Origin of the sequence: Pseudoduganella plicata (assembly GCF_004421005.1) — a bacterium.
Taxonomy (GTDB): Bacteria; Pseudomonadota; Gammaproteobacteria; order Burkholderiales; family Burkholderiaceae_D; genus Rugamonas; species Rugamonas plicata.
Genome location: NZ_CP038026.1, coordinates 2,773,593 through 2,794,748, shown reverse-complemented (window position 1 = coordinate 2,794,748; position 21,156 = coordinate 2,773,593). Strand labels below are relative to the sequence as shown.

17 protein-coding genes are annotated in these 21,156 nt (G+C 66.2%); 14 read left to right on the top strand and 3 right to left on the bottom strand.

Going from position 1 to position 21,156, the window contains the following annotated elements:
• The first annotated feature begins 12 nt into the window (after window positions 1–12).
• The gene (locus E1742_RS12130) at window positions 13–5,550 is read left to right on the top strand and encodes a hybrid sensor histidine kinase/response regulator (RefSeq protein WP_229466748.1); all 5,538 of its coding nucleotides are present in this window, start codon (window positions 13–15) and stop codon (window positions 5,548–5,550) included.
• Window positions 5,551–5,623: 73 nt separating this feature from the next.
• Here the strand turns inward: E1742_RS12130 and E1742_RS12125 are convergent, their stop codons facing one another.
• Together E1742_RS12125 and E1742_RS12120 are read right to left on the bottom strand one after the other, a co-directional pair.
• Complete coding sequence (locus E1742_RS12125; protein WP_134385114.1) at window positions 5,624–6,916, bottom strand: S41 family peptidase; 1,293 nt, start codon at window positions 6,914–6,916, stop codon at window positions 5,624–5,626.
• Between the two features lie 114 nt (window positions 6,917–7,030).
• Window positions 7,031–8,461, bottom strand: coding sequence for a cryptochrome/photolyase family protein (locus E1742_RS12120; RefSeq protein ID WP_134385112.1), 1,431 nt, complete (start codon window positions 8,459–8,461; stop codon window positions 7,031–7,033).
• A gap of 316 nt (window positions 8,462–8,777) precedes the next feature.
• Here E1742_RS12120 and E1742_RS12115 point away from each other — a divergent pair, with 316 nt between their 5' ends.
• Genes E1742_RS12115 through E1742_RS12090 form a run of 6 tightly spaced genes read left to right on the top strand, consistent with a single transcriptional unit; the run spans window position 8,778 to window position 13,500 of the window.
• Window positions 8,778–9,434: a YqgE/AlgH family protein gene (locus E1742_RS12115; protein ID WP_134385110.1), complete on the top strand. Its 657-nt coding sequence runs from the start codon at window positions 8,778–8,780 to the stop codon at window positions 9,432–9,434.
• Window positions 9,427–9,837, top strand: coding sequence for a Holliday junction resolvase RuvX (gene ruvX, locus E1742_RS12110; RefSeq protein WP_134385108.1), 411 nt, complete (start codon window positions 9,427–9,429; stop codon window positions 9,835–9,837). The genes E1742_RS12115 and ruvX overlap by 8 nt, the downstream gene beginning before the upstream one ends.
• Window positions 9,838–9,845: 8 nt before the next feature.
• Window positions 9,846–10,367, top strand: a complete 522-nt coding sequence (gene pyrR / locus E1742_RS12105) for a bifunctional pyr operon transcriptional regulator/uracil phosphoribosyltransferase PyrR (RefSeq protein ID WP_134385107.1) — start codon at window positions 9,846–9,848, stop codon at window positions 10,365–10,367.
• A complete protein-coding gene (locus E1742_RS12100) occupies window positions 10,360–11,325 on the top strand; it encodes an aspartate carbamoyltransferase catalytic subunit (RefSeq protein ID WP_134385106.1) in 966 nt (321 codons plus the stop codon). Before pyrR ends, E1742_RS12100 begins: the two co-directional genes overlap by 8 nt.
• Before the next feature lie 45 nt (window positions 11,326–11,370).
• Complete coding sequence (locus E1742_RS12095) at window positions 11,371–12,675, top strand: dihydroorotase (RefSeq protein ID WP_134385105.1); 1,305 nt, start codon at window positions 11,371–11,373, stop codon at window positions 12,673–12,675.
• A gap of 9 nt (window positions 12,676–12,684) precedes the next feature.
• Entirely contained in the window at window positions 12,685–13,500 is an 816-nt protein-coding gene (locus E1742_RS12090; protein WP_134385104.1) for a lysophospholipid acyltransferase family protein, read from the top strand.
• A gap of 48 nt (window positions 13,501–13,548) precedes the next feature.
• Here E1742_RS12090 and E1742_RS12085 read toward each other — a convergent pair whose 3' ends face one another.
• A complete protein-coding gene (locus E1742_RS12085; RefSeq protein ID WP_134385103.1) occupies window positions 13,549–14,427 on the bottom strand; it encodes a symmetrical bis(5'-nucleosyl)-tetraphosphatase in 879 nt (292 codons plus the stop codon).
• Between the two features lie 103 nt (window positions 14,428–14,530).
• Here E1742_RS12085 and rfbB point away from each other — a divergent pair, with 103 nt between their 5' ends.
• From rfbB to E1742_RS12050, 7 genes are all read left to right on the top strand, one after another.
• Window positions 14,531–15,604 (top strand): dTDP-glucose 4,6-dehydratase, encoded by a 1,074-nt coding sequence (gene rfbB / locus E1742_RS12080; RefSeq protein ID WP_134385102.1) that lies wholly within the window; start codon window positions 14,531–14,533, stop codon window positions 15,602–15,604.
• Window positions 15,601–16,509: a glucose-1-phosphate thymidylyltransferase RfbA gene (rfbA, locus tag E1742_RS12075; protein WP_134385101.1), complete on the top strand. Its 909-nt coding sequence runs from the start codon at window positions 15,601–15,603 to the stop codon at window positions 16,507–16,509. Before rfbB ends, rfbA begins: the two co-directional genes overlap by 4 nt.
• Entirely contained in the window at window positions 16,506–17,051 is a 546-nt protein-coding gene (gene rfbC / locus E1742_RS12070) for a dTDP-4-dehydrorhamnose 3,5-epimerase (protein WP_134385100.1), read from the top strand. Before rfbA ends, rfbC begins: the two co-directional genes overlap by 4 nt.
• Window positions 17,048–17,923, top strand: a complete 876-nt coding sequence (gene rfbD, locus E1742_RS12065; protein WP_134385099.1) for a dTDP-4-dehydrorhamnose reductase — start codon at window positions 17,048–17,050, stop codon at window positions 17,921–17,923. The genes rfbC and rfbD overlap by 4 nt, the downstream gene beginning before the upstream one ends.
• Window positions 17,924–18,100: 177 nt before the next feature.
• The gene (locus tag E1742_RS12060; protein ID WP_134385098.1) at window positions 18,101–19,195 is read left to right on the top strand and encodes an MraY family glycosyltransferase; all 1,095 of its coding nucleotides are present in this window, start codon (window positions 18,101–18,103) and stop codon (window positions 19,193–19,195) included.
• A 95-nt stretch (window positions 19,196–19,290) separates the two neighbouring features.
• Window positions 19,291–19,599: an H-NS histone family protein gene (locus E1742_RS12055; RefSeq protein ID WP_134385097.1), complete on the top strand. Its 309-nt coding sequence runs from the start codon at window positions 19,291–19,293 to the stop codon at window positions 19,597–19,599.
• Window positions 19,600–19,768: 169 nt separating this feature from the next.
• The gene (locus tag E1742_RS12050; RefSeq protein ID WP_134385096.1) at window positions 19,769–21,151 is read left to right on the top strand and encodes a phosphomannomutase/phosphoglucomutase; all 1,383 of its coding nucleotides are present in this window, start codon (window positions 19,769–19,771) and stop codon (window positions 21,149–21,151) included.
• The last annotated feature ends 5 nt before the right edge of the window (window positions 21,152–21,156 follow it).

The window sequence follows — 21,156 nt, the reverse complement described above, 5'->3', positions numbered from 1 at the left end:
CCCGAGGCAAGCATGATCCAACACGATTTTTCGATGTCCAACCAGTTCGATCCCGGCCCGCTGTCCTGGGTCATGGTCGAGATCCGCGAAGCGCTGGGCCGGTCCCGCACCGCCCTGTTCGAAGCGGGCGGGCTGGAACCGGAAGATCAGGCCACGGCACTGCGCCACGCCAAGTCGCACCTGCACCAGGCCCATGGCGCACTGCTGATGGTCGATGCCGACGGCGTCGTGCTGATGACGCAGCTGGCCGAGGAGGCGCTGGAGCACTTCAAGGCGGGCACGCTCAAATGCAGCCTTGAACACGTGCAGGTTGTCGCCGCGCTGTACCAGGCCGTCATCGAATACCTCGAAGAGCTGCTGGGCGGTGCCCCCTTCCAGCCCGTGCGGCTGTTCCCGTTCTACCGCGACATGCAGGCGCTGCTGGGCGCGCAGCGCATTCATCCGGCCGACCTGTTCTTCCCGGACCTGGCCCGCTGGGCTGCGATGCCGGTGCCGGAAGGCGCCACGGCGGCCGATTTCGGCGCGCTGCGCCTGCGCTTCGAGCGGGCGCTGCTGCCGTACCTGAAGTCGGGCGAAGCCGCCCATGCGGCGCCGCTGCGCGACGTGCTCGCGGACGTGGCGGCCGCGCAGCCGGACGCGCGGGCGCATGCGTTCTGGCTGGCGCTGCAGTCGTTCGCGGAGCTGGTCGCGGCCGGCCACGTGCCCGCCGGGCTGTATGCGAAGCAGCTGTTCGGCCACGTCAATCTGCAATTGCGCCGCCTGGCGCAGGGCACGCCCGAGACCCCGGAAGCGGTGCTGCGCGACGCGCTGTTCCTGGTTGCTGCCGCCGCACCGGACACCTTGCCGCCGCTGGCGCGACAGGTGCGCGAGGCCTGGCACCTGGAGGGTCTCGTCCCGCCCGACTATGAAACGAAACGCTACGGCCAGCTCGACCTGGACGCGCTGGCGCGGGCCAAGGCAGCCCTGACGCAGGCGCGCGCGCTCTGGCAGCGCCTGGAACAACCGGAAGCGCCGGCGTCGCTGAACGCCGAATTCGGCCAGACGCTGGCACTCGTTTCCGCCGCCAGCGACAAGCTGAACGTGCCCGCGCTGGGCGCCCTGATCCGGCAACTGGCGCTGACCGCCAACACGGCTGCCGCATCCGGACGCAGCGAGGAGCTGGGACTGGAGATGGCAACGGCGCTGCTGTTCGCCGGCCACGGGCTGGAACAGATCCGCCACCTGCCGGACGACTTCGTGGCCCATGCGGACACGATCGGGGCGCGGCTGCAGGCGCTGGTGGCCGGCGAAGTGCCGCCCGAACCGGCGCAATGGCAGAGTGGCCTGGCGCAGCGGCTGCGCCAGGACGACACGGCGATCGCGCTGGCGCAGGAAATGAAGACGGCGCTGCGCCACGTCGAGAAGGTGCTGGACGACCTGCACGCCGCGGGCGATGCGGACCTGCATTCGCTGGACAGCGTGATGCACGGACTGGAAGGCGCGCTGGCGGTGGCCGATCAGGAAGAAGCGGCGCGCGCGGCGCGCCACGTGCGCAACGAGGTCGCGCGCATCGCCGACGGCGTGGCCGATGCCGCGACGCTCGAGGCGATCGCCCGCAATATCGGCGCGCTGGGGTTCTTTGTCGACATGCTGGCGCAGAACGCGGACGGCGCCCGGGAGCGATTCGCGTTCGACGAGGCGCAGGGGACGTTCCGCGCCATCCCGTTCCGCAAGATCGTCGGCGCGGAGACGATTCCCGTGCTGGAGGAAGAGGTGCCGCCTCCGGCCCCGCTGGCGGTTCCCGAAGCGCCACCGTCAAGCATCGGCGGCCCGGCCGACGCGGCCATCGAAGCGGAGCTGCTGGAAATATTCATCGGCGAAGCGCAGGAAGTGCTGGCGTTTATCGACATGACCCTGGCGCAGCCGCGCCTCGATGCGGGCACTGTGGAAAACCTGGCGATGCTGCGCCGCTCGTTCCACACCCTGAAAGGCAGCGGCCGGATGGTGGGACTGAACCAGTTCGCCGACAGCGCGGGCGCGGTCGAGAAGACGATGAACGTGTGGCTGGCCGAGGAGCGGCCCGTCACCGAGGCGCTGTTTGGCCTGCTGGAATGGGTCGCCGCCGAACTCGATGCCTGGGTCGGCGAGCTGGTGGCCAAGGGGATTTCGCCGCGCAGCGCGTCCGCCGTGATTGACGCGGCCGCGCGCGTGCGCGAAGGCGGGCAGTTCGTGCCGGCGCGGGTGCCGCAGGCGTTCGAACCGCCGCCATCGGCGCCATACGTCACGGACGAAGCGGCGACGAACGAAGCGGTGCCGTCCGAACCGATGACGGATAGCATGGCGATGAACGAGGCGGCAACGGAGGACGCGGCGACGGCGGGCCAGCCGGAGCGGGCGACCAACGACATGGTGTTTGTCGGTCGCCTGGCCGTCCCCGGCGCTCTGTTCTCGATCTACACGGCCGAAGCGCAGGATCTGACGGCGCGGCTGGAGGCCGAGTTTGCCGCGTGGCGCGATGCGCCCGGCCGCAGCCTCGACCCCAACACGCTGCAGGCCGTACACACGCTGACGGGAGCTTCGGCCACGGTCGGCTTCAAGGCGCTGCGCGAGCTGTCGTATGCGCTGGAAGTGGTACTGCAGGCGCAGCAGGAGCCGGTGGTGCAGCCGGATCCGGCCCAGCACGACCTGTTCGACTTCACGCTGGCGCGCATGCGCCAGATGGTGAAGGCTTTCGCGGCGGGCGAGATGCCGGCCGAACAGCCGGAACTGATCGCTGCGCTGGACAAGCTGCGCGGGGACCTGGCTCGCACGCCGGCCTCGGGCGAGGTGCTGGCCGCGCGGCTGGACAGCATGCTGGCCGAGGAGGCAACGCCACAGCCCACGCCGCAGGCAACGGCAGAGCCAACGCCGCCACCGGCCCCGGTGGACGAACTGGCGGCACGTCTCGATGCGCTGTTCGCGGACACGTATCGCGCGCTGCTGGCCGATCCCCCGCCGCTGCCGGCACGCGGCACGCCGCTGCCCTTGCGCCCGCAACTGGCCACGCAGGACGAAAGCATCGACGACCTGTTCGCGTCCGCCTTCGACGATGCGTTTGCCGAGCCGCCGCTGACGCAGGCGGCGGCGCCGGCCGACAATATCGACAACCTGTTCTCGGGCGCGCTCGCGGCGCCTGGCGCCGAGCCGGAGGCGGTTGGGGAACCAGCGCCGGAAGCGCCCGCCGTCGAACCGGAAGAGGGCCTGGAACCAGCGATGGAACCAGTGTCGGAACCGCTGCCGCCCGCGGCGGCGCAAGCGCCAGTCCAGCCGGAGGAACCGCCTGCCGCGGAAACGGATGTCGAAGTGCTGGCGCTGCCGACCGGATCCGATGCGCTGGCCACACCCGTGGACGACGAACTCGATGCCGACCTGCTGCCCGTGTTCCTGGAGGAGGGCGCCGATCTGCTGCCGCAGGTGGGCGCTGCGCTGCGCGCGTGGCAGGCGGCGCCGGCCGAGCTGGCGCACGCCAACACGCTGCAGCGCGTACTGCATACGCTCAAGGGCAGCGCGCGGATGGCGGGCGCCATGCGGCTGGGCCAGCACGCGCATGAAATCGAAACGCACGTCGAGTCGATGGCTGCCGGCGGCAGCGCGACGCCGTCCGCGTTCGAACAGCTGCTGGGGCATTACGACCATGCGCTGCTGCTGTTCGAGCAATTGCAGCACCCCGCGCCGGTGGAGGAAGCGCAGCCGGTGCCGGCGGCCGAAGGCGGCAGTGCACCCGCGCCGCTGGTTCGCGTGCGCGCCGACATTCTTGACCGGCTCGTCAACCAGGCGGGCGAGGTGGCAATCGCCCGATCCCGGCTGGAGAACGAGGTGGGCGTGCTGCGCACCTCGCTGGCCGACTTCAATGAAAACCTGAACCGGCTGCGCCGCCAGTTGCGCGAGGTGGAGGTGCAGGCCGAGTCGCAGATTGCGTCGCGCCTGTCGATCGCCGGCGAGCGCGAATTCGATCCGCTCGAATTCGACCGTTTTACGCGGCTGCAGGAACTGACGCGGATGATGGCCGAAAGCGTCGACGACGTGGGCTCGTTCCACGACAGCCTGGCGCGCTCGGTGGACAGCGCCAGCGACGACCTGGTGCAGCAGGCGCGCATGACGCGCGATCTGCAGCGCGACCTGATGCGCGTGCGGATGGTCCCCTTCGGCAGCATCGCCGAGCGCCTGTACCGCGTGGCGCGCCAGACGGCCAAGGAGATGGACAAGCGCGTCAACCTGGACATCCGCGGCGGTTCGGTCGAGATGGACCGCAGCGTGCTGGAACGGATGGCGGCGCCGTTCGAACACCTGCTGCGTAACGCCATCGTGCACGGCATCGAACCGCGCGCGGCGCGGGTGGCGGCCGGCAAGGGGGAAACCGGCGAGCTGCTGGTGCAGGTCAGCCAGCAGGGCAACGAGATCGTGCTGGAGTTTTCCGACGACGGCGGCGGCCTTGACCTGGACCGCATCCGCGCCAAGGGCCGCAGCCTGGGACTGCTTGCCGACGATGCCGACAAGGTGGATGACGTGGCGGTGGCGGACCTGATCTTCCAGCCCGGCTTTTCGACGGCAGATACGCTGACGGAGCTGGCCGGACGCGGTGTCGGCATGGACGTCGTGCGCTCGGAAGCGCAGGCGCTGGGCGGCCGTGTCGACACTGCCAGCACCGGTGGACAGGGCACCCGCTTCACGATCCACCTGCCGCTGACACTGGCGGTGACGCAGGTCGTGCTGCTGGTCGCGGGCGGCAGGACGCACGCGGTGCCGGCCGTGCTGGTCGAACAGGTGCTGCAGGTGCGCGCCAATGTCCAGGAGCGCGGCACGCTGGAAGTGCACGGCCGCATGTTGCCGCTGCAATACCTGGCCACGCTGCTGGGCGACGGCGCAGCCCGGCCGCTGGCGCAGCGTTCCGCACCCGTGCTGGTGCTGCGTTCCGGCGCCGAGCGCATGGTCTTGCAGGTCGACGAGATCCTGGGCAACCGCGAGGTCGTCGTCAAGAATATCGGACAGCAGCTGGCACGGCTGCCCGGGATCGCCGGTGCCACCGTGCTCGGTTCCGGTGAGATCGTGCTGATCCTCAATCCGCTGCTGCTGCAACAGCACCTGGACGAGCATCCCGAGCTGCGCGTGGCGGCGCCGGCCACGCTGCCGGCTGCCGAAGCGGCTGCCCGTACGATCCTGGTCGTCGACGATTCGCTGACAGTGCGCAAGGTCACGCAGCGGCTGCTGGAGCGGGAAGGCTATAAGGTGTTGCTGGCAAAGGATGGCGTGGACGCGCTGGAACAGCTGCACTACGAGACCAACGAGCAGCTGGCGCGACGCCTGCCGGACCTGATGCTGGTCGATATCGAGATGCCGCGCATGGACGGTTTCGACCTGACCCGTAACGTGCGCAGCGACGAGCGCACGCGCGGCATCCCGATCATCATGATCACGTCGCGCAGCGCGGACAAGCACCGCAATTACGCGACGCAGCTGGGTGTCAACGCTTACTTCGGGAAGCCGTTCCAGGAATCGATCCTGCTGGGGGCGATTGCGGGCCTGCTGCCGTAGAAGCTGGATAAGCGGCGGGGACCGGCACCTTCAGGACGGTCCGCCGCGCGGCCTGTCCCGACGTCCGGCTGCCTTAGGAAACCGTCAGCAAGCCGCCGCCCCCGCCCGGCGGATCCAGCACGAAGCGCGGCACGGAGATCGTCAACCCCGACTGCGGCAGGATGAAGTCGCGCACCCCGCCCGACTGCGCGCGCCGCACGGCGTTGCCAGTGCCGACCAGCGTGGCAAAGCCGAAGTCGCGCATGACGTTGGCAAACAGGACGGCGGAGGAATACGTGGCCGGTCCGATGGCCACCCGCACGCGGCCCTTGAAGCGCAGCGGGTTGTCCGGCTGCGGCGGATGCCACGTGGCGATCTCGCCGCGCACCACCTGGCCGGCCTGCTCGCCCTTCGCTGCATTCGTCTCCAGCACCTTCTTGCGGTACGTCGATCCCGTGCGGTAGGGCTGCGTGGCGAGATACGGCATCAGGCCCTCCAGCCAGATGGCATCGTCGCCACCGCCGTTGGCCGAGACGTCGATGGTGAGCTCGCGCGTGCCCTGCTCGCGCAGCGTGGCAAACGCGGTGCGGAACAATTCCAGCACGCGCGCCGGTTCGGCGGGGGCGAACGAGGCCGCCGTCAGCACGGCACTGCCGTCGGCGCGGAACGCCAGCCGGAACTGCTCGTCGAACGATGCCTCCGTACGCAGCAGCGATGGCAATGCGGCGCTGCCGGGGGCGTTGACGGTCCACGTGCGGCCATCGCGCGCCAGTGCCAGCCGGTAGTTGGCCGGCGCGCCGCGCAGCTTCCAGAAGTAAAACCACCAGCGCCGGGCCAGCAGGCTGGCGCGGAAGGACGGCGTGTCGCCATGCATCCGCTGCAGCAATGCCGCGGTGGTCGCGGCGGCGGGCTCGCCGTCGATGGCGACGATGCGGGCGCCTTGCAACGGCGTGGCCGCGCCGCCGGCCAGGGCCGAGATGACCAGATCGCCCTCATTCAGCTCGACCTCGTAGGGGAACAGCGTGCCGCCCGCAGCGAGGTGACTGCGCACGTCGCCGCGCCAGTCGGGATAGCCGATCAGGACGTGGGCGTCGGCGAACATCGGGTTCATTGTGCTGAAGAAGAGCCACGCTTCGTCGCGGGTCAGGCCGTCTCGCGCGGCGGCGTCGAGACGTGCGAACGCGCCGTCGACGGCGGCCACGTCGGCCGAGAACGCCAGGTCGGGATGGGTGTCGCCCAGCTTCCGGCGCACGAACGCCAGGTCGGCCCGCAACTGCGCGGCGGTGAGCCGCTCGGCGGGTGATGCCGCGAACAAAGGGGACGCCCACAGCCCCAAGCCGGAAGCGGCCAGGTAAGCAAGCGTGCGGCGACGGGGAAGGTAGGGCATAAGCTATACCGGAGTCAGGGAATCGCTACTATACCGCGCGGGCAATCTTTCCCAAAAACGGGGACAGTCCCCCATTCAAGGAAATATTTCCCCCAAACCGCGTCTGTCCCGGGTTTATGCTTTCACGACCGCGTAACGTTCGAGCGTGCGCTGGCGCGCCACGTCGTGCTGGACGATGGGAGGCGGATAGCCGGCCGCCTTGCCTGGCGCCAGCCATGGGGCGTGGATCTCTTTTGCGTTCAGCTTGCCCAGCTGCGGCAGGAAGGATTTGATGAACGTGCCCTCCGCGTCGAATTTCTGCGACTGCGTGACGGGGTTGAAGATGCGGAAGAACGGCTGGGCGTCGCAGCCGGACGATGCCGCCCACTGCCAGCCGCCGTTGTTCGAGGCCAGTTCGTAGTCGTTCAGCTTCAGCGCGAACCAGGCTTCGCCGCGGCGCCAGTCGATGCCGAGATCCTTGACGAGGAAGCTGGCCGTTACCATGCGCAGCCGGTTGTGCATGAAGCCTGTGCGGTGCAGCTGCAGCATGGCCGCGTCCACCAGCGGGTAGCCGGTGCGGGCTTCGCACCAGGCGGCAAACATGGCATCGGCTTCGGCGCCGGTCTCCCATTGGATGCGGTCGTAGACCGGCTTGAACGCGGAACGGACGACGTGGGGGAAGTGGTACAGGATCTGCTGGTAGAACTCGCGCCAGATCAGTTCGGCCAGCCAGACGGCGCCGCCGTCGCCGCCATGACCGGCGGCTGCGATGTCGCGTATCGTGCGTACCACGTGGCGAATGGAAACAGTACCGAAACGCAGGTGCAGCGACAGCTGCGACGTGCCCCGCTGCGCGGGGAAGTCGCGCGCGACGCCATATGGCGCCAGTTTCGGCACGAAGGCGTCGAACGCAGCCGCGCCGCCCGTCATGCCCCCTTCGATGCCGATGGCGGCAAGATCCACGTCGTCGAAGCCCAGCTGCGCCAGCGTCGGCAGCGTGCTGCGTCCCGGCGCCAGACGCGCGGCGTACGGATCGACATGCAGTGGCGCCAGCAGAGACGGGTCGAGATTGAGCTTCTTCAGCCAGGCGTTCTTATATGGCGTAAACACCGTCAACGGTTTGCCCGCTTGCGACAGCACCTCTTCCTTGTGGAGGATCACGTGGTCTTTATGGAGGCAGAGCCGGCGTCCGCTCTGCTCCAGCGCCGCGGCGATGGCCCGGTCGCGCGCGATGGCCTGCGGATCGTAGTCGTCGTTCGCGTGGACGGTCGCGGCACCCAGTTCCGCCGCCAGTGCCGGGATGACGTCGCGTGCATCGCCGTGGCGGACGATCAGGTGGCCACCCAACTTTTCCAGTTCGCTTGCCAGCTCCGTCAGCGTCGCATGGATGAAGGCCACGCGGCGGTCCTCACGCGGCAGTCCGGCCAGGATGGGGGTATCGAAGACGAAGGCGCAATACACCGGCCCGCCTTCCTGCAGGGCGCGATGCAGCGCGGCGTGGTCGAAGGAGCGCAGGTCGCGGCGTAACCAGACCAACGTTGCCGGGGAGGGATTGCTTACGGGCATTTTCTGTGCTCAAGGTCAAAGAGGGAAGGAGAATTATTGCCTACAATCAGCTCGATCGGGCGCCAACGGCAGTACGACTGCGGGACAGCGCAAAACTCGGATTCGGTGGCCGTTCCGGCAATTCATAGTAAACTGTCGCCATGTCGGATCAGAATTTCCGTTTGGAATGGAAATTCACATGCCCTACAATGCGGTCCGACACGACAGTTCTGCCACTTCTGCATGACAAGCTGTGCAGACAGCTGAGCACGACAGTTTGCGACCGTTTTACAGACCAGATTTGCCTACGAATCAGCCCCAGCAGAGAGAGCAGCGTATGAAGAAAAGCAAAGTCAGCAAACCTCTACCTGTGCCCGGACTGTTACAGCGAAGCGACGATCCTTTGCAGCAATCCGATTCCATGACCACGCCTGCCCTGAATCTGGCGAACCATTTTCTGATCGCCATGCCGTCGATGCACGATGCCGTATTCGGCGGAACGGTCGTCTACGTCTGCGAGCACAACGAGAACGGCGTGCTGGGCGTCGTCATCAACAAGCCGACGGACATGACGATGGACACGCTGTTCGAGCGTATCGATCTGGAAATCACGGCCGGACGCGATGCGATGGTGAAAAAGCCCATCATGTTCGGCGGCCCCGTGCAGGACGACCGCGGCTTCGTTCTGCACACGCCGGGGGCACGCTATTCGTCGTCGCTGACCGTCACGAGCGAAGTGGCCTTTACCACGTCCATCGACGTGCTGGAGGCGGTCGCCCGCGGCGCCGGTCCGCAGCGCATGCTGGTCTCGATCGGCTATGCGGGCTGGAGTCCGGGCCAGCTGGAAGACGAGATCAGCCGCAACGGCTGGCTGACGGTGGGCGCCGACCCCGGCATCCTGTTCGAGACGCCGATCGAGGAGCGTTACGTCGCCGCCATGAAACTGCTGGGCATCGACCCGCTGATGCTCACTTCCGAAGCGGGCCATGCCTGATCCAGTGTCTGCTCCAGAAACGGTATTCGGCTTCGACTTCGGCATCAAACGTATCGGCGTAGCGATGGGGAACACGATGATCGGCCAGGCGTCTGCGCTGGCCGTCATCAGGGGCGAGGACAATGCGACCCGCTTTGGCGCCATCGCGGCGCTGATCGACAAATGGGGCCCGACGCGATTCGTCGTCGGGCTGCCGCTGCATCCGGACGGCGCCGAGCACGACATGACGGCGCGCTGCCGCCGTTTCGCCAACCAGCTGCACGGCCGCTTCAATATTCCCGTCGAGCTGGTGGACGAGCGCTATTCCTCCGCCGTGATCCAGGCCAGGCGCGGCGAAGTCATCGACGACCGCGCCGCCGCCATTATCCTGCAACAGTATTTCGACCAGTATTTTCCTCAATAACGATTCCTATGCCCCAACTTGATCCCCAAACCCTGGACGCCGAGGCGCTGTACGCCGCGCTGCTGGACCAGGTCAGGACCGGCATCGCCGGTGCCCACGAGCCGGCCATCGTCGGCATTCATTCCGGCGGCGCCTGGATTGCCGAGCGCCTGGCGCGCGACCTGGGCCTGACGGCGCGCCTAGGTGTGCTCGACGTTTCGTTCTACCGCGACGACTATGCGAAAAAAGGCCTGCCGGCCGAAGTGAAGCCGACCCACATCGCCTTCGACGTGGCCGGCGCCACCATCGTGCTGGTGGACGACGTGCTGTACACGGGCCGCACCACGCGCGCGGCCATCAACGAACTGTTCGACTATGGCCGCCCGGCGCGCATCCTGCTGGCCGCGCTGGTCGACCGCGGCGAGCGCCAGCTGCCGGTGGCCGCCGATTTCGTCGCGGCCCACACCCGCGTGGGCCCCGGCGAGGCATTGCGCCTGCAGCAGTCCGAAACGGGACAATTCAAACTGACCATCGAACGCGATCATGCTTAATCCGCAACTGAACAAACACGGCGAGCTGCAGCACCTGCTCACCACCGAAGGCCTGCCGAAGGCCATCGTCAACCAGATTCTCGACACGGCATCGTCGTTCGTCAGCGTGTCCGACCGCGAGGTCAAGAAGGTGCCGCTGATGCGCGGCAAAAGCGTGTTCAACCTGTTCTTCGAGAACTCCACGCGCACCCGCACCACGTTCGAGATCGCATCGAAACGCCTGTCGGCGGACGTGATCAACCTGAATATCCAGGCATCGTCGGCCAGCAAGGGCGAATCGCTGCTGGACACGATCGACAACCTGTCGGCCATGCATGCCGACATGTTCGTCGTGCGCCACGCGTCTTCGGGCGCCCCATACCTGATCGCCAAGCACCTGCACGACACGCGGCAGAACCACGTCCACGTCGTCAACGCCGGCGACGGCCGCCATGCCCACCCGACGCAGGGCCTGCTGGACATGTACACGATCCGGCACTACAAGAAGGACTTCACCAACCTGCGCGTGGCCATCGTGGGCGACATCCTGCACAGCCGCGTGGCCCGTTCCGACATTCACGCGCTGACGACGCTGGGCGTCCCGGAGATCCGCGCAATCGGCCCGCATACGCTGCTGCCGGGCGGCCTGGAACAGCTGGGCGTGCGCACGTTCACGAACATGGACGAGGGTTTGAAGGATGTCGACGTCATCATCATGCTGCGCCTGCAGAACGAACGCATGAGCGGCGCGCTGCTGCCGTCGGCGCAGGAGTACTTCAAGAGCTATGGCCTGACGCAGGAGCGCCTGGCCCTGGCGGCGCCGGACGCGATCGTCATGCACCCGGGCCCGATGAACCGCGGCGTGGAGATCGAATCGGCCGTGGCCGATGGCCCGCAGGCCGTGATCCTGTCGCAGGTGACGTTCGGTATCGCGGTCCGCATGGCGGTGATGAGTATTCTGGCCGGTAATCAGGGATAACTGCGCAGGGCTAACCGCGCAAGGACAAAAGAAGTGACGAACGCAGTGACAACTATCCATATCAAGAACGGCCGCGTGATCGACCCGGCCAACGGCGTGGACGCCGTGCAGGACCTGTACATCGCCGACGGCAAGGTTGCCGCCGTCGGCGCGGCGCCCGAGGGCTTCACGGCCGCGCGCACCATCGACGCGACGGGCCTCGTGGTGGCCCCGGGCCTGGTCGACCTGTCGGCCCGGCTGCGCGAGCCGGGCTACGAATACAAGGCCACGCTGGAATCGGAAATGCAGGCGGCCGTGCAGGGCGGCGTCACGAGCCTGGTCTGCCCGCCGGACACCGACCCCGTGCTGGACGAGCCGGGCCTGGTGGAAATGCTGAAGCACCGGGCGCGCGGCCTGAATGGGGCGCACGTGCATCCGCTGGGCGCGCTGACGATGGGCCTGAAGGGCAAGGCGCTGACGGAGATGGCCGAGCTGACGGAAGCCGGCTGTATCGGCTTCTCGCACGCCGAAGTGCCGGTCGAGGACACGACCGTGCTGCTGCGCGCGCTGCAGTACGCCAGGACGTTCGGCTACACCGTCTGGCTGCGCCCGCAGGATGCCCACATCGGCAAGGGCGGCGTGGCGCATAGCGGCCCGCTGGCTTCGCGCCTGGGCCTGTCCGGCGTGCCGGTGATGGCCGAAACCATTGCGCTGCACACGATTTTCGAACTGCTGCGCGCGACCGGGGCGAAAGTGCACCTGTGCCGCATCTCGTCCGCCGCGGGCCTGGAGCTGGTGCGTGCGGCCAAGGCGGAAGGCCTGGCGGTCACCTGCGACGTCGGCGCGCATCATATTCATCTGACGGATGCCGACATCAACTTCTTCGACCCGAACGCGCGCCTGACGCCGCCGCTGCGCAGCCAGCGCGACCGCGATGCGATCCGCGCCGCGCTGACCGATGGCACCATCGACGCGATCTGCTCGGACCACACGCCGGTCGACGACGACGAAAAGCTGCTGCCGTTCGCCGAAGCGTCGCCCGGTGCCACGGGTCTGGAGCTGCTCCTGTCGCTGACCTTGAAGTGGGCCGAGGACCTGGGCGGTCACCACGGTCCCGGCGATGCGCTGTTCAAGGCGCTGGCCCGCGTGACGTCGGCGCCCGCACGGGTGGCCGGGCTCGATGCCGGCACGCTGGCCGTGGGCAGCAATGCGGACGTGGTGCTGTTCGACCCGGCCGCGCGCTGGCTGGTGGAAGCGCCGGCACTGGCCAGCCAGGGCAAGCACACGCCATTCCTCGGCTACGAAATGGCGGGGCAGGTGCGCGCCACCATCGTGTCCGGCCACGTGGCCTTCGAACGCAACGCGGCGTAAGGCGACACCATGCTGCTGGCGCTGCGCATCGCCCGCGTGATCCTGCACCTGCTGGTGGGGCTGGCGATCTGCGCACTGGTGTTCCCGTGGGCGGACGGTGCGGCGCGGGAAATCCACGTGCGGCGCTGGTCGCGCCACTTGCTCGCCATCTGCAACGTCACCGTGCAGATCACGGCCGGTAGCGCGGCGCCGAAAGCGCACGCCCTGGTCGTGGCCAACCACGTCTCGTGGCTGGATATCTTCGTCATCAATGCGCTCTACCCATGCCGCTTCGTCGCCAAGGCGGAGATCCGGGCGTGGCCCCTGGCCGGCTGGCTGGTCGAGCAGGCCGGCACCGTATTCATTGCCCGCGGCAACCGGCGCGATCTGCGCAAGGCGTTCGAAGGCCTGGTGCAGGCGCTGAAATCCGGTCAGCGCGTGGCGTTCTTCCCGGAAGGGACGACAGCGCCGCAGGGCACCTTGCTGCCGTTTCATGCCAACCTGTTCGAGGCGGCCGTGGATGCGAAATCAAGAGTTCAGCCGTATGCCATCAGCTACGTGGACAACGCCCGCAAGCTGCATCCCGCTGTGGACTTCGTGGGTGACATGACGTTCGTACAAAGCATGATGGCGATCCTCAGCGGCCCGCCGATCCGTGCCCGCGTCACCATCCTGCGCTCGATCAAGGCGGAAGGCGCGCACCGGCGCCAGCTGGCCGAGACGACGGAGGAGGCGATCCGGCAGGCGCTGGGGATTGTCGAGACGGTGCCGGAGGAGGAAGAGGAGCCCGTCGATCCGGCGGTCGACGACGACGAGCCGGACCTGCCAGCGACGCGCAGCGCCTGAGGAGGGCGCTGGCGAACGCCTGTCCCCAGTATCAGAAAAGGGCGCCTGTCACCGGTTTTCTTTACCGGCGGCCTTGCGAAACTCGGGGCACTGCACCTGCAGCAGCGACTTGTCGTCCAGCCTTACGGCGGAAAGCTGGCCGCCCCAGACGCAGCCGCTGTCCAGCGCCACCAGGTTCGGCTCGATGCGCAGGCCCAGTGCCGACCAGTGGCCGAAGACGACGGTCACGTCGGCCGTGCGCCGTCCCGGCACGGCGAACCACGGCATCAGGCCCGTGGCGGGATCGACCGTCGCACTTTCTTTCAGCTTGAAATCCATTACGCCATCGGCGGTGCAGAAGCGCATCCGCGTCAGGGCGTTGACGATGCAGCGCAGCCGCGCCGCGCCACGCAGGTCGTCGTCCCAGCGGTCCGGCAGGTTGCCGTACATCTCGGCCAGGAATCCCGTCCACCCGTCGCTGCGCAGCGCCGCCTCCACTTCGCCGGCCAGCGCCATGGTCTGCTGCGCCGTCCATTGCGGCAGCACGCCGCCGTGCACCAGCAGGTTGCCGCCGGCGAAGAGCGCCATGGGCCGGTGGCGCAGCCAGTGCAGCAACGCTTCCCGGTCCGGCGCGGCCAGGATGGTATCGAGCGTATCGGAACCGGATTCGGGGCGGATGCCGTTGGCAACGGCCAGCAGGTGCAGGTCGTGGTTGCCCAGCACCGCGTCGATGCGCCCGCCGCTGCCCTGGCTCAGGGCCTGTACGTAGCGCAGTGTCGAGAGCGAATCGGGGCCGCGGTTGATCAGGTCTCCGCAAAACAGAATTGATGGCGGAGGCTGCCCCAAGTCGTGTTCGCGTGCGAAAATACCTTCTACCAGCGTTACCGTTTCGGCATGGCAGCCTTGTAAGTCACCGATGACATAGATTCCGGGGGACGTCGTCCGCATTCAAGTTCCTAGAAACAGCACAGTTAAGCGGCAAGCGCGTTACAGACAATCGGGATGATCGATCAGGGTTATTACTAACGCAACTACAAGACTGGGATACTAAATGATTTTCGTGACAGGCGGGGCCGGTTTTATCGGCGCCAATTTCGTGCTGGACTGGCTGGCGCAAGGCGACGAGGGCGTCGTCAATTTCGACAAGCTGACCTACGCCGGCAACGTCAACAACCTGGCAGCGTTGCAGGACGATCCGCGCCACGTGTTCGTGCGCGGCGATATCGGCGACGGCGAGCACGTGCTGGCCCTGCTGCGCGAGCACCAGCCGCGCGCCATCGTGCACTTTGCCGCCGAAAGCCACGTGGACAGGTCGATCCACGGTCCGGCCGAATTCATCGCCACCAATATCAACGGCACGTTCGCCCTGCTGGAAGCGGCGCGTGCCTACTGGAGCGCGCTCGATGCTGCGGGCAAGGCGGCCTTCCGCTTCCTGCACGTCTCCACCGACGAGGTGTACGGCACGCTCGGCCCCGACGATGCGCCGTTCACGGAAACCACGGCCTATGCGCCGAACAGCCCGTACTCGGCATCGAAGGCGGCGTCCGACCACCTGGTGCGCTCCTACCATCACACCTACGGCCTGCCGACGCTGACGACGAACTGCTCCAATAACTACGGCCCGTACCAGTTCCCGGAGAAGCTGATTCCCCTGATCCTCGCCAACGCCCAGGCGGGCAAGCCGCTGCCGATCTATGGCGACGGCCGGCAGGTGCGCGACTGGCTGTACGTGGCGGATCACTGCGCGGCGGCGCGCCGGGTCCTGGACGCCGGCGTCCCGGGCGAAACCTATAACGTGGGCGGCTGGAACGAGATGACTAACCTGGACGTCGTGCATACGCTGTGCGACATCCTGGACAGCCTGCAACCGAAGGCCGACGGCGGCAGCTACCGCAGCCAGATCGCCTACGTGCAGGACCGTCCTGGCCACGACCGCCGCTACGCGATCGACGCGCGCAAGCTGGAACGGGAACTGGGCTGGCGGCCGGCCGAGACGTTCGAAACGGGCATCCGCAAGACAGTGCAGTGGTACCTGGATCATCCGGACTGGGTGGCGGACGTGCAGTCCGGCGCCTATGCCCGCTGGGTCGAAACGAACTACGTCCACCGAGGAGACGTCCGATGAACGACACCGCATCCGTACCGCGCCGCAAGGGCATCGTCCTGGCGGGCGGTTCCGGCACCCGCCTGTATCCGGTCACGAACTGCGTCTCCAAGCAGCTGCTGCCGATCTACGACAAGCCGATGATCTACTATCCGCTGACGACGCTGATGCTGGCCGGGATGCGCGAGATCCTGATCATCTCGACGCCACAGGACACGGAACGCTTTCGCGACCTGCTCGGCGATGGCAGCCAGTGGGGCGTGGAGCTGTCGTATGCGGTGCAGCCGTCGCCGGACGGGCTGGCGCAGGCATTCATCATCGGCCGCGAGTTCATCGGCGACGCGCCGTCCGCGCTGATCCTGGGCGACAATATCTACTACGGCAACGACCTGGAACGGATGCTGCGCCACGCCGCCAGCGAACCGGCCGGCGCCACCGTGTTCGCCTACCACGTGCAGGACCCGGAGCGTTACGGTGTCGTCGAATTCGGCAGCGACCTGAACGCGGTCAGCATCGAGGAAAAGCCCGCCGTGCCGAAATCGAACTACGCGGTAACGGGCCTGTATTTCTACGACAGCCAGGTGTGCGACATTGCCGCGTCCATCAGGCCATCGGCGCGCGGCGAGCTGGAAATCACGGACGTCAACCAGACCTACCTGGAGCGCGGCCAGTTGCGCGTGGAAGTGATGGGGCGAGGCATGGCGTGGCTCGATACCGGCACGCACGAGTCGCTGCTTGACGCATCGCAGTTCATCGCCACGCTGGAAAAGCGCCAGGGTCTGAAAGTAGCCTGCCCGGAGGAGATTGCGTACCGCAAGGGATATATCGATGCCGCGCAGGTGCGCCGTCTGGCGGAGCCGCTGCGCAAGAACGCGTACGGCCAGTATCTGCTGCGCATCCTCGAAGACAAGGTGGCACGGCAATGAAAGTGACGACAACGCCCATCGAGGGCTTGCTGGTGATCGAGCCGACCGTGTACGGCGACGAGCGCGGCTTCTTCTTCGAAAGCTTCAATGCCCGGCGCTTTGCCGACCTGACCGGCATTCACGCCGCATTCGTGCAGGACAATCATTCGCGCTCCGCGCGCAATGTGCTGCGCGGGATGCATTACCAGATCCGGCAGGCGCAGGGCAAACTGGTGCGCGTCGTCAGCGGCAGCGTCTACGATGTCGTCGTGGACCTGCGCAAGAGCTCCGCCACGTTCGGCCAATGGTTCGGTGTCGAGCTCTCGGCCGAGAACAAGCGCCAGTGCTGGATTCCGCCCGGCCTTGCGCACGGCTTTGCCGTAACGAGCGAGTTTGCCGAGTTCCTGTACAAGACCACGGACTATTACGCGCCCGAGCACGAGCGCGCGCTGTTGTGGAACGATCCGGAAGTGGGCATCGAGTGGCCGCTGGACGGCATGCCCCTGCTGTCGGCCAAGGACCAGAAGGCGTTGCCCCTGACGCAGGTGGAAGTATTCGCATGAAAATCCTGCTGACGGGATGCGGTGGCCAGGTCGGCTATGAGCTCGAGCGCAGCCTGCAGGGCCTCGGCGAGGTGGTGGCCGTCGACAGGGCCCGCATGGACCTGTCGAACCTCGATCAGGTGCGCGCCGTGATCCGCGACGTGCGGCCGCAACTCATCGTCAACCCGGCCGCCTACACGGCCGTGGACAAGGCCGAGAGCGAGCCGGCACTGGCGTTTCGCATCAATGCCGAGGCCCCCGGCGTGATGGCGGAGGAAGCCAGGCGCCTGGGCGCCGTGCTCGTGCATTATTCGACCGACTATGTCTTTCCAGGCACTGAGCCCGGCGCGCGCGCCGAGACCGATGCCACGGGTCCCGTCAACGTGTATGGTGCCAGCAAGCTGGCCGGCGAGCGGGCCATTGCCGCCAGCGGTGCGGCGCACCTCATCCTGCGCACGAGCTGGGTGTACGGCATGCGTGGCAGGAACTTCCTGCTGACGATGCTGCGGCTGGCCAGGGAGCGCGACGAGCTGCGCGTCGTGGCAGACCAGCATGGCGCACCCACGTGGAGTCGCACAGTTGCCGACACGACGGCGACGATCCTAGCCCAGGCGCGGGCGCATGGCTCCAGTGCTGGCTTCGATGCAGGCTGGTGGCAGGAGTGCGGCGGCATTTATCACCTGAGCAGCCAGGGGCGGACCACCTGGTTCGGGTTCACGCAGGCAATCGTCGAGCAGGCCGGCATCGACTGCCGCGTTGTGCCGATCGCTTCGGCCGAGTACCCAACGCCGGCGCGACGGCCGCAGTATTCGGTGCTGTCTTCCCGGCGATTGTTGGAGCGCTTTGGCCATGTGCCCGACTGGCAAGAGGCGCTGCGTTTGTGCATGCAATAAGTGCATGCAATAAGCACAGCGGCGCGGGTGGGGCATGGACGGCCGTTGTCCGCCCCGTGCGCCGGTGATTTTCCAGTTTCTCCCCATTAATCCGGTACAATCACTGGTTGGCATGCGAGCATGCCAGTGCTGCAACGCGGCAAAAGCGCCAGGCTTCCCACCAAGATTAATGTATAAATGTTTTCCTTCCTAGTAAGCTTTGTCGCGTCTGCCTTGCTGACCCTGCTGGTCATCAAAGAAGTGCGCCTGCACGGCCCCGCGCTCGATGCCGATTTTCACGGCGTGCAGAAAGTTCATGCCCACACGGTGGCCCGAATTGGCGGCCTGTCGATATTCCTGGCCGTAGGCCTGTCCGCCTGTATTTCCGTCTGGCGCGTGCCGGCGATGACGACCTGGATGCTGTCGCTGATTGCCTGCTCCAGCTGTGCATTTATCGGCGGTATTGTCGAGGATTACACGGGCCGCGTCAGCGCCGCGCGCCGCCTGATTCTTACAATGATCGCCGCATTGCTCGGCTATTACCTGCTGGATGCGCGTATCGACCGAATCGACTGGGTTGCCGATGCATGGCCGCTGCCGTATATCTGGCTGACGTTGCCGTTGACGGTGCTGTCGGTGGCCGGTATTGCCAACGCGATTAACATCATCGATGGCTTTAACGGCCTGGCCAGCGTCGTCACGATCTGCATGCTGCTGTCGCTGGGTTATGTGGCGCTGCAGGTCAACGATATGTTCGTGCTGGTCGCCGCCTTGATGGTGGCAGGCGCCACGGCCGGTTTTTTGATCTGGAACTATCCCGTCGGACTGATTTTCCTTGGCGATGGCGGCGCCTACTTTATCGGTTTCATGCTGGGCGAGCTGGCGCTGCTGCTGGTGATGCGCAATCCGCAGGTGTCCACCTGGTATGCTGCGCTGCTGCTGATCTACCCGGCGTTCGAAACGCTGTTTTCGGTCTATCGCCGCATGTTTATCCGCGGTAAATCTCCTGCCATGCCGGATGGTATTCATCTGCACAGCCTGATCTTTCGCCGCGTCGTCCAGTGGGCCGTCGGCCGTAAGGATGCGCGCGCGCTGATGCGCCGTAATTCGCTGACGTCGCCTTATCTGTGGATGTTCTCGCTGATGGCGGTTATTCCCGCAACAGTATTCTGGCGCTATACCTGGGTGCTGATGCTGTTTTGCTGCCTCTTCATTATCAGTTATGTGTGGTTATATGTGCGGATCGTGCGATTTAAAGCGCCGCGCTGGATGATCCGGCACAAAAGAAACTAGCAAAAATTTGAACTTGGTGTATATTTCGGTCAGAATCTCGTTCCCGTACTATGCCCGGTACTTCACTGGGTACTATATATATAAAGGAAAATGCGATGGATCTGTCGAATATGTCGCCTGCCGAATTGCGCCAGCTGCAGGAGCAGATTGGCCGTGAACTGAAAAGGCGCGAAACCCAGGACCTGCAAAAGGCACGCGAGCAGATATTTGCGATCGCCCAGCGCGTGGGTCTGCCGCTGAAAGATCTGATCGCCACCGGCGGTCGTGGCAAAGGCAGCACCGTCGCCGCCCGTTACCGTAATCCGGACGATACGACGCAGCAATGGACCGGCCGCGGTCGCCAGCCGAAATGGGTCAAGCAATGGGTCGATTCCGGCAAGGCCATCGACGAACTGCGAATCTGACAAATCGAGCGACAAGCAACAATGGGGCCGAAAGGCCCCATTGTTGCTTGTGCCTGGCCGACGATGGACGGGCAGGGGTTGCCTGATATCGGTATCGCACTTACTATACCGATGTTTCCAATCTTGAAAGCCGGCCGCGACCGTGGCCCAGGCACACCCACTCACATCTATGGTCTCCCTGTCCAAATCCATCTTCAAAGCTTACGATATCCGCGGCATCATCGATAAAACGCTGGATGCGGGCATTGCCCGCAAAATCGGTCACGCGTTCGGCCTGGCCGCTGTGGCCCGCGGCGAAAAGAGTGTCGTGATCGGCCGTGACGGCCGGCTGTCCGGCCCTGCGCTGGCCGCCGCGCTGGCCGAAGGCCTGCAGTCCGCCGGCGTCGATGTCGTCGACCTGGGTGTCGTGGCCACGCCGATGGTGTATTTCGGCACCAACGTGCTGGATTCGAAATCGGGCATCATGGTTACGGGCAGCCACAATCCGCCTGACTACAACGGCTTCAAGATGGTGCTGGCCGGAGAAGCGATCTACGGCGACGCCATCACGGGCCTGTACCAGAGCATCCTGGACAACGAAGGCAAGTTTGCCTCCCAGCCGGGCAGCTATCGCACCCACGACATCCGTGCGGCCTACCTGGAACGCATCATCGGCGACGTGAAAGTCTCGCGTCCCATCAAGATCGCCGTCGACTGCGGCAACGGCGTGGCCGGCGCGTTCGCGGGCGACCTGTATCGCGGCATGGGCTGCGAAGTGATCGAACTGTTCTGCGAAGTGGACGGCAATTTCCCCAACCACCACCCCGATCCGGCGCACCCGGAAAACCTGCAGGACCTGATCCGCTGCCTGGCGGAGACCGACGCGGAGATCGGCTTGGCCTTCGACGGCGACGGCGACCGCTTAGGGCTCGTTACCAAGGACGGCCAGATCATTTATCCGGACCGCCAGATGATGCTGTTCGCGGCCGACGTGCTGTCGCGTAATCCGGGCGAACAGATCCTGTACGACGTGAAGTGCACGCGCCACCTGGCGCCGTACATCGAAAAGGCGGGCGGCAAGCCGCTGATGTACAAGACCGGTCACTCGCTGGTCAAGGCCAAGCTGAAGGAAACGGGCGCACCGCTGGGCGGCGAGATGAGCGGCCATATCTTCTTCAAGGACCGCTGGTACGGCTTCGACGACGGCCTTTACGCCGGCGCGCGCATGCTGGAGATCCTGACGAAAGAGCAGGATCCGTCTGCGCTGCTGAACGCCCTGCCGCAATCCGACAGCACGCCGGAACTGCACCTGCACCTGAACGAAGGCGAGAACTTCACGCTGATGGACAAGCTGCGCAGCGACGCCACGTTCCCAGGCAACGAGCGCATCATCACCATCGACGGCCTGCGCGTGGAATACGCGGATGGCTTCGGCCTGGCCCGTTCGTCCAACACGACGCCCGTGATCGTCATGCGCTTCGAGGCGGAGACGCCGGCAGCGCTGGAGCGCATCCAGGGCCAGTTCCGCAGCGTGATCCTGGCCGCCAAGCCGGACGCTGAACTGCCGTTCTGATTCGC

Bases quoted from the DNA above. Each gene is read 5' to 3' on its own strand.
- E1742_RS12120 (WP_134385112.1), bottom strand. From the start codon at position 8,461: ATGCCCGTAAGCAATCCCTCCCCGGCAACGTTGGTCTGGTTACGCCGC.
- E1742_RS12115 (WP_134385110.1), top strand. From the start codon at position 8,778: ATGAAGAAAAGCAAAGTCAGCAAACCTCTACCTGTGCCCGGACTGTTA.
- E1742_RS12060 (WP_134385098.1), top strand. From the start codon at position 18,101: ATGTTTTCCTTCCTAGTAAGCTTTGTCGCGTCTGCCTTGCTGACCCTG.
- E1742_RS12100 (WP_134385106.1), top strand. From the start codon at position 10,360: ATGCTTAATCCGCAACTGAACAAACACGGCGAGCTGCAGCACCTGCTC.
- E1742_RS12055 (WP_134385097.1), top strand. From the start codon at position 19,291: ATGGATCTGTCGAATATGTCGCCTGCCGAATTGCGCCAGCTGCAGGAG.
- E1742_RS12125 (WP_134385114.1), bottom strand. From the start codon at position 6,916: ATGCCCTACCTTCCCCGTCGCCGCACGCTTGCTTACCTGGCCGCTTCC.
- E1742_RS12085 (WP_134385103.1), bottom strand. From the start codon at position 14,427: ATGCGGACGACGTCCCCCGGAATCTATGTCATCGGTGACTTACAAGGC.
- rfbB (WP_134385102.1), top strand. From the start codon at position 14,531: ATGATTTTCGTGACAGGCGGGGCCGGTTTTATCGGCGCCAATTTCGTG.
- E1742_RS12090 (WP_134385104.1), top strand. From the start codon at position 12,685: ATGCTGCTGGCGCTGCGCATCGCCCGCGTGATCCTGCACCTGCTGGTG.
- rfbC (WP_134385100.1), top strand. From the start codon at position 16,506: ATGAAAGTGACGACAACGCCCATCGAGGGCTTGCTGGTGATCGAGCCG.
- E1742_RS12050 (WP_134385096.1), top strand. From the start codon at position 19,769: ATGGTCTCCCTGTCCAAATCCATCTTCAAAGCTTACGATATCCGCGGC.
- pyrR (WP_134385107.1), top strand. From the start codon at position 9,846: ATGCCCCAACTTGATCCCCAAACCCTGGACGCCGAGGCGCTGTACGCC.
- rfbD (WP_134385099.1), top strand. From the start codon at position 17,048: ATGAAAATCCTGCTGACGGGATGCGGTGGCCAGGTCGGCTATGAGCTC.
- rfbA (WP_134385101.1), top strand. From the start codon at position 15,601: ATGAACGACACCGCATCCGTACCGCGCCGCAAGGGCATCGTCCTGGCG.
- ruvX (WP_134385108.1), top strand. From the start codon at position 9,427: ATGCCTGATCCAGTGTCTGCTCCAGAAACGGTATTCGGCTTCGACTTC.
- E1742_RS12130 (WP_229466748.1), top strand. From the start codon at position 13: ATGATCCAACACGATTTTTCGATGTCCAACCAGTTCGATCCCGGCCCG.